Annotated in this window: 9 protein-coding genes; 4 read left to right on the forward strand and 5 right to left on the reverse strand. The window is 40.7% G+C overall.

The window, feature by feature from the left end:
* Window positions 1–8 precede the first annotated feature (8 nt).
* Entirely contained in the window at window positions 9–1,526 is a 1,518-nt protein-coding gene (locus CWC28_RS20220) for a tryptophan halogenase family protein (RefSeq protein WP_105175169.1), read from the reverse strand.
* A 234-nt stretch (window positions 1,527–1,760) separates the two neighbouring features.
* Between CWC28_RS20220 and CWC28_RS20225 the strand changes: the two genes are divergently transcribed.
* On the forward strand, window positions 1,761–2,465 hold the full coding sequence (locus CWC28_RS20225) for a SapC family protein (RefSeq protein WP_063706969.1): 705 nt from the start codon (window positions 1,761–1,763) through the stop codon (window positions 2,463–2,465).
* 125 nt (window positions 2,466–2,590) lie between these two features.
* The gene (locus CWC28_RS20230; RefSeq protein WP_105175168.1) at window positions 2,591–3,625 is read left to right on the forward strand and encodes an isoaspartyl peptidase/L-asparaginase family protein; all 1,035 of its coding nucleotides are present in this window, start codon (window positions 2,591–2,593) and stop codon (window positions 3,623–3,625) included.
* 68 nt (window positions 3,626–3,693) lie between these two features.
* On the opposite strand, the gene queF is transcribed toward CWC28_RS20230, so the two are convergent.
* Window positions 3,694–4,539 carry an NADPH-dependent 7-cyano-7-deazaguanine reductase QueF gene (gene queF, locus CWC28_RS20235; protein WP_063706971.1) on the reverse strand — a complete coding sequence of 282 codons (846 nt, stop codon included), beginning with the start codon at window positions 4,537–4,539 and terminating at the stop codon, window positions 3,694–3,696.
* Window positions 4,540–4,598: 59 nt separating this feature from the next.
* On the opposite strand from queF, the gene syd reads away from it, so the two are divergent.
* Complete coding sequence (syd, locus tag CWC28_RS20240) at window positions 4,599–5,138, forward strand: SecY-interacting protein (protein WP_063706973.1); 540 nt, start codon at window positions 4,599–4,601, stop codon at window positions 5,136–5,138.
* Between the two features lie 61 nt (window positions 5,139–5,199).
* Here syd and CWC28_RS20245 read toward each other — a convergent pair whose 3' ends face one another.
* The 3 genes from CWC28_RS20245 to CWC28_RS20255 form a co-directional block, all read right to left on the reverse strand.
* Entirely contained in the window at window positions 5,200–5,973 is a 774-nt protein-coding gene (locus CWC28_RS20245; RefSeq protein ID WP_063706975.1) for a Zn-ribbon-containing protein, read from the reverse strand.
* Window positions 5,973–6,239, reverse strand: a complete 267-nt coding sequence (locus CWC28_RS20250; protein WP_063706978.1) for a hypothetical protein — start codon at window positions 6,237–6,239, stop codon at window positions 5,973–5,975. The genes CWC28_RS20245 and CWC28_RS20250 overlap by 1 nt, the downstream gene beginning before the upstream one ends.
* A gap of 157 nt (window positions 6,240–6,396) precedes the next feature.
* Window positions 6,397–6,627, reverse strand: coding sequence for a DUF2789 domain-containing protein (locus CWC28_RS20255; protein ID WP_036969581.1), 231 nt, complete (start codon window positions 6,625–6,627; stop codon window positions 6,397–6,399).
* Window positions 6,628–6,774: 147 nt separating this feature from the next.
* Here CWC28_RS20255 and CWC28_RS20260 point away from each other — a divergent pair, with 147 nt between their 5' ends.
* Window positions 6,775–7,422, forward strand: coding sequence for a GNAT family N-acetyltransferase (locus CWC28_RS20260; protein ID WP_063706980.1), 648 nt, complete (start codon window positions 6,775–6,777; stop codon window positions 7,420–7,422).
* Window positions 7,423–8,086: the final 664 nt, after the last annotated feature.

Here is an 8,086-nt window from a genome sequence, read left to right on the forward strand (position 1 = left end):
CTCCTTTTCTAGCTATGTAATTTAGCTAATGATGCTTGATGTGTTTGAGTAAAATTAACCGCTTGTTGGCAGCGTTCTTTTACTTTACTAAATAAAGCATCCATTCTGTTTTTATCATATGAATATGAAAAGTCAGGATAATATTGCATGCCATAAAGGATGAAACGGTAGTTCTCGTCGTTAAAACATGAGGTACTTGCCGTTTGTAAATCTGCATACTCACATATTTTGTGCTTCCAAATTGCAAGCTTTTGCTTTAGTTCTGGGCAGTATTCAACAGATTGCTGTGCTTGAAGCCAAAACTCTGAGTCGTCTCGGTTAGTAATGCAATAATGTAAGACAATAAACTGCTTTAGATCTTCGTATGCATTGATCATCAATGTTGAATATGAATTTTGGATTTCTTGACTTACTTGGCGATTGACAAGGTGAGTAGATAATAACCGAGCACCTAAATTGATCAGATGTAGTCCAGTTGATTCAAGGGGCTCGATAAACCCACCAGACAGGCCAATTGAGATACAGTTACCTACCCAAAAACGTTTTCGACGGCCAATGTGCATATCAATATGTAATGTTTTAATAAACTCAGATTCTGGGCCTAAAAAAGACTTTAATTCATGCTCGGCCTGTTCTTTGCTCAGCTTTGAACCATCGTAAACATAGCCAGTACCTTGGCGATTTACTAGATCAATTTGCCATACCCATCCATTCGATAATGCTGTAGCTTCTGTGTATGGTTTAGGTTCTATTCCTTCTGGATAATGGCGTTGAACAGCAACAGCTTTATTGCATGGAAGAGCATCCTCATAGCTAATCCAGTTATCATCACTAACAGCATTTATCAGCAAGCCTTTGAATCCAGTACAATCTATAAAGTAATCAGCCTGAAACGTTCCTGCGTCGGTCGCAACGCTGATAATTCTCTCACCGTCACAATTGACCTTACTGACAGTTGCTTCCACATGATTTACACCTGCTGCCGTTGCTTTTTTTCGTAAAAAGCGTGCTAGTTGATTAGCGTCTATATGATACCCATAAGGAGCTACACCTTGGTAAGGAGGGGAATTGATCGCTTTTGGTCCATGGCCGGCTTTAATTAAAGCTGATGAAATACAGGTCCCTTCATCGTAACGCATACCAGAGTTTTGCTGTGATAAAACCCATGAGGTAGAAATATCAAAGTTATCGCCTATTTTTATTTGCTCAAATGGGTGAAAGTATTCATGCATTTTACCATTAACAGGCTTCATCCAATTTTTGAACATGATACCTGTTTTATAAGTTGCCTGTGTTTCTCTTAGTAGCTCTTGCTCATCGAGACCCATCGCGGCAAAGAAAAATCGGATGCTGTGTACGGTCGCTTCACCGACACCTAGAATACCAATATCTTTACTTTCGACTAAGGTGATTTCGACGTTTTTTTCGGTTTTGTTATAAAAGTGATTCAAATACGCTGCTGTCATCCAGCCAGACGAACCACCACCCACAATTGTAATTTTTTTTATTAGTTGTGAAGAGCTCATACTATTTGCCTAATTAACGTTCATTTTCATCAAGTATACAAGGTGTGACAGCGATGTCATTAAGCTTTTCGGCTTTTTAGAGAAGAATAGATTGAGATCAAAGCTGCTGATAAATAAATGTTAAGTAAGTATGTACAAACTGCCACAAAATTTTCACTTCCTTTTTGTTGCCAAAACCTATAGGCTTTGGGCACTAACAGCAAAAACATATTATAAAATTAATGGAGCAGTATCATGGCGGAGCAACAAGTACAGCCTTTACATAACGAAAAACATGCCAACACTAAAATTCAAAATGGCATCAACATCGAGTTCATGAAATCTCAGCACTTAGTACCTGTGGTTGCACACGAATTTGCACGCATCGCAAATGAATTCCCAATGGCATTTGTTAAAAACAACGAATCAGGTCAATTCCAAGCAGTTGCTTTATTTGGTCTAGAGCCAGGCGAAAACCTTTTCATTCAAGATGACAAATGGACAGCTGCATTTGCACCTATGTCTATGACTCGTTACCCACTTGGTCTTGTTAAGCACCCTGAAGCTGACCAATTTGGTATCGTAATCGACGAAGCAAGCCCGCTTGTAAGTGAAGAGACAGGTAATGCACTTTTCGAAAACGGTGAAGAAACTGAATACCTTAAGCGTCGTAAAGAAGCACTTGTTTCTTTCATCGAGTTCTCTCAGGTAACTGAAGCATTCACTAAGTACCTTGCAGACAAAGAACTACTAGTAGCTCAAACGCTAACGGTAGAAATCAAAGGTGAGAAAAAAGACATCAACGGTATCTACCTTGTTGACGAGAAAAAACTTAACTCACTAAGCGATGAAGAGTTCTTAGACCTTCGTAAGCGTGGCTACCTAGCACCAATCTACTCTTTCTTAACGTCTACTCATCAAGTTGCACGTTTAGCACGTTTAAAAGCAGCTAAAGCTTAATTTTAAACTGCTGAAAAAAAGCGCCATTAGGCGCTTTTTTTGTTTCTTTCATCGGTTAAAGCTTGAAAACCAGCGCCGAATTATTCACATTGGGCTTACAAACTAAAATAAATAAAAGTGCCCCTATGTTAAAAACATTTCTCACCTCAGCTATTGCGCTTAGCGCATTATCATTTAGTACTTTAAGCCACAGTAGTGATCAACCTTTCGCTATCGCTATTCATGGCGGTGCAGGGACGATTGAAAAGAGCCGCTTCACGCCAGAACAAGAAAAAGCCTATCGCGCTAAATTAAAAGAAGCCGTTGAAACAGGCTATGCGGTGCTAGAAAAGGGCGGTGAGAGCCTAGATGCCATCACTGCGGCAATTAATGTGCTTGAGAACTCGCCGTATTTCAACGCAGGTCGCGGTGCTGTATATACTTATGACGGTGCACATGAGCTTGATGCATCAATTATGGATGGTCGTACACGCCAAGCCGGTGCTGTTGCTGGGGTTAAACACATTGAAAACCCAATTAACCTGGCACGCTTAGTGATGGAAAAATCAGTGCATGTCATGCTTAGTGGTCAAGGTGCAGAAGAGTTTGCAAAAACTCAAGGTATGCCACTGGTTGAAAACAATCTATTCGATACTGAAAATCGCTACAAAGCATTATTAAAAGCAAAAGAAAAGCTCGATAAACAAAAAGTCACCAGTAAAGACTACCAAGCTGCACACAAAGCCTTACCAGTTAATTATAAAATGGGCACTGTTGGAGCGGTTGCACTTGATAAAAACGGCAATATCGCTGCTGGTACTTCAACAGGTGGTATGACAGCAAAACGCTTTGGTCGCGTGGGGGATTCACCCGTGATTGGTGCGGGTACCTTTGCTGAAAACGAATCGTGTGCAGTATCTGCGACAGGTCATGGTGAGTATTTTATTCGCTACAATGTGGCAGCTGATATTTGTGCTCGTGTAAAATACCAAGGTAAAACCATTGTCGAAGCGGGTAACGAAGTGATCCACGATGTATTAATGCCTGTCGGGGGCACAGGTGGTGTGATCATCATTGATGCTAAAGGTAACATTAGTTTACCGTTTAACACCGCAGGTATGTATCGTGCGAGTAAATCAAATACATCACCAACGTATGTGGGTATTTTTAAAGACGAATAATTACCTGTAACGAATCTTCAGACAATAAAAAACCGAGTTTCACAACTCGGTTTTTTATTGCCATAAAGTTATTGGCGATTAATTTTTACCTTGAAGGGGGTTTCATCTTGATTCGTTGAGCGATAAGGGTTGATATCTAAACCGCCACGGCGTGTATAACGCGCATACACTTCAAGCTCTTCGAGGTTTAATTGCTGCATTAAATCGCAGTAAATACGCTCTACACATTGTTCATGAAATTCGTTATGAGTTCGAAACGAAATTAAGTATTTTAATAAGGCTTCATGGCAAATTGCTTGGCCTTTATAACGAATAATCACACTCGCCCAATCAGGCTGTGAAGTGATCAAGCAATTCGATTTTAGCAAATGACTGTGTAAGGTTTCTGAGACAACCTCATCACCATTATGGCGAAGTGAGCTGGCATCAATATCATAGCTGGTGATTTCGATATCCAGATCATCAATACATACGCCCGGTAACGCTGTAAATGGCAAACAATTGAAATCATCTGCTTGGTATAAAGTAACGATCACGGGTGCATTTACCGCAGCGGATAAGTCTTTGCTCAGTGCTTGGTGAACGTCATCTCGCGTTTCAAAGCGTGTCTGATTAAAGCTATTTAGGTACAGTTTGAATGACTTTGACTCAATGATGTGACTGCTTTGGCAAGGAAATACAAATGTTGCCACAGCGACCATTGGCTTACCCTTGCTATTTAGCCACGATAATTCATAGCCAGTCCAGATATCTTGGCCTTTAAACGGTAAGTTATCTTCGCTAACACCTAATGCATCACGGTTTAATTTGCGGGCAATAGGAAACAATAAACTGGGTGTGTAGGTATCTACATACTCTGTGCTTTTACCAAGAACACTGTTTTTCAGTTCGGGTGAGTTGCTGTAATCTGTCATCTTTACACTTTTGTAGTTACAATGGCGGCATTATACCTAAAGCCAATGAGTTTCGCAGTATGTCTGTTTCTACAAAACTAGATAAGTTACATCAAGCATTTAGTGAAAAATGCCTCGAACGCACAGGAAAGCTTCCTGTTATTGAACATGATTCAGCATGGCCAAGTCCCTGTGAGCAGGGCGAAGTTGATGATCAGGGGCTTATTCAGTGGCGTGCAGTTCCGCAACAACCTGCTGGCAGTTTAGAAGACTTAGCCAAGGCACTCGAACTATCGTTTCCTGAAGATTTAAGCCCATTGTTTGGTCATGTCTATGCGGGTAATTTGTTATTGAGTGTTGATGATCATCACATTGAGCTGCTACAAGCATGGAATGAAGATGATTTTAGCCGCTTACAGCAAAATATTACCGGTCACGTATTAATGAAGCGTAAGTTAAAGCAGCCAGAAACCGTGTTTATTGGCCTCACAGAACAAGATGATCTGCTGATCACGGTATTAGTCGAAAGCGGTGAGGTTTGTTTAGAGTACGTGGGTAAAAAACCACATCATGTGCTAGCAACTAGCATCAGTGAGTTTTTGGACAAAGTAGCGGTATAAGCTTAAAAAGTAAAAAGGGGCGGTTGCCCCTTTCATGTATCTGGTTATTGCCTTTATTAAGCTATTGAAAGTCCCACGAGATATTCGAAACAATGCCACAAGGCTCGCAACGAAAATCAAATAAGCCAAACCATGGCTCAGGTAATTTCCATTCGCCATCGCAACTTGGGCAACGACGTTTAAGCTCCGACTCTTTATCAACGCCGCCAACACGATATAAATAATAATAAACAGGCTTCTTGGTTAGAAAACTAATACGCTTAGTGATATCGCGACCACGGCGATATAAGTCACTCTTGATACTAGTTAGCTCTTCAAGCGCAGGAAATTCACAACGGGTTGCACCATTGATCTGAATTTGATCGCACGCTTGCCAGTCTTCTTGCCATTTTATCAGTGTTTTGTAATCGCCATTGGCAATTGCCGGAATGCGAAATAACGGCACAGGCAAAAAGTCATCACCACAATAAAGTGGGCTGCAGGTATGCACATACGTGGTATATAAAATATAGCACGATGGATCATGGCACATGTCTGCACCATTTGAGTGAATGTCTTGGCCGATCACTTTTACTTTTGGTGCCAGTAAGCCCGCGGTGTGTAATTGCTCAATACTGTGCTTTACAAACGGGCTATGGTTGAGCGGATGCATCGCATCTTCGGTTGGGCACATCACACGGGTAATGAAAAATCCATCTTTTAAAACCGTTGGAAATTCATCACCAATGATTTGGCCGTTAAAACGAAGTGCATTAACAAGGCGGTTTATCGCCTGCTCAGCAAGCTCTAGGGTGGTATCTTGGTAGCAATCAAAAGTCAGATCGACAACAAACATTATTTTTTCTCAAGCAGTGCTAATAACCTATCTAATTTAGCCTCAATACGATCCAATTGACTTTCATTGGCTGTACTTACTTGTTCATTTGACGGGTTATTAATGAAATTTTTAATTGAATCCGGGTTGTTTTTATATTGGCTAACCGCTGCGATGATCACAGGCATCGGCATAGGTTGAGTTAGCTTACTTTTGGTTAGGGCAACTGTTGGGGTTTTACCTTCATCAAGAAGGGTTTTAATTGCATCAAATACAACGGCATTCATTTTCGTATAAACTCTTTAATAAAAGACTAAAAAGCACCGCAGTATATGGGCTGCAGTGCGCGCGTATGGTAGCAATAATAGATGTGGAGTGAAATTACTTTCCTTATTTACACACTAAAAGTTTGCTTTGAGAGCGTGTAAATAAGAAAGCGAAACATTACTGACGTAACCTTGCATCTAATTCATCAATCACTTCGCTCCAAGCTCCATCTTCAGCAAGTGATTCTGCTAAAAAGTGTTGCTGAGCTTCATCCCAAAAAGGTGCTTCCTGCAAGAGGGTCGTATCAGACAGTTGATGCGATGCTATAAAAGCATCTATTTCACTTTCTTTGCTTGGCAAACCGAGTTGTGCAAATAGGGTCGAAATGTCATGTTTTGTCGTATCCATAGTTCTGCTCCTTGTGTATGGCGATAATTATTACTGCTTGAACTTAATGATGATGAACAGCAGTTTAACTTACGCTGAATTTGTCTTTAATCGCAGTAGGGTATATACCTTATAGTCTAGTACTAAAATAATAAAACAAATAAAAGGATGAGTATTTTGACAGTTGCTGAACCCGAAACCTTAAGTGTGCAATACCTAAGTGCTGAAGACATCAGCACTGCCGCAAGCCTTATCTATCAAGCCTATCATGATGATCCTGTTCTTCAGAACGTGTTAGGTTTTCAACAAGATAATCCAAGTAAATATGAAACTAAACTACGTGCCTTAGTGCGTGAAGAACTGGCAAGTTTTTGGCAAGAAAAACAGCCATTAATAGGCCTTTACTCACAAAGTAGATTAAAAGCTATTGCGTGTGTATTTGATTCGGCAAGTGAGCTACAAGCTGAGCGATACTGGCATTGGCGATTAAAGCTGATGCTCAGTGCAGGTTACTTGCAAACCAATCAGCTTATAGAAAAGGAGCGCACTATTCGTGAAGCACTGTCGACCAAAGGTCATTACTTATTTTTAGCCTTTATTGCCGTTGATCCACATTTTCAAGGGCAAGGTTTAGGCCGATATCTGCTGCGAGGCCTTGATGATTTAGTTGAATCAAGCAATCAAGCAAGTGGATTAGCAGTTTTTGTTACTCGCTCTGAACAACGCGAATTCTTTAGCTCTGAAGGATTTGAGGTGTTCAAAGCCTTGAGCTTTAACCAAGTCGAAGGTGACTTGATGTTCAAAGCTGCACAGTGACGAAAGGACGTTTTGGAAATAGCAATGTGAGATAAATCTCACATTGCTGTGAGTTTTATCAGTTTAATGCCGTTAAATTTGTACCTAAAACTGTTTATTTTAATGATTTTAAAGGATTTATTGTTTTTGTCATTTTTGTGACTTAGAAAAAATTACTTTTTATGCCTACCAAGATTTCTCCGTTTCTCTAAACTTAATCATGTCAAGAAGACGCAGGTTCAATGAATGAACTGATGCCAAGGATTAGGATTATGGCAACAAAGCAAGATGCTTAGCAGGAAGCAAAGGGACAAGAGCTAGGGAAGCAAGGAAGAACGAGGACACTGCCAGGATGCAGTACAATCGCGGAGCGATTGAAAAGGACTGACCAAAGGATGATTTTAGCAGGAAGCTAAAGGAGCGTTTGGAAAACGAAGTGGATAGCCATTGACGGCAAGAGGACGGCACTAGGATGTGTTAAATGCTACAAGAGGTAGCATGGTGGGTGTATCGGATGTATACCCGTTCAGGGGAAAGATAAAAAGGCAGCTTCGGCATAAGTAAGGATACTTAATCATGGAAGTAGCAAGATTGGGGCGTGGCTAGTAGCTACGCCTTAGTTCTTTCTGGAGGTTGCACTTCTCAAACAGGCAATTATTTTTGTAAAACTCGCAACTCGCAACTC

It is taken from the genome of Pseudoalteromonas sp. S4492, from assembly GCF_005886115.1.
GTDB lineage: Bacteria > Pseudomonadota > Gammaproteobacteria > Enterobacterales > Alteromonadaceae > Pseudoalteromonas > Pseudoalteromonas gelatinilytica.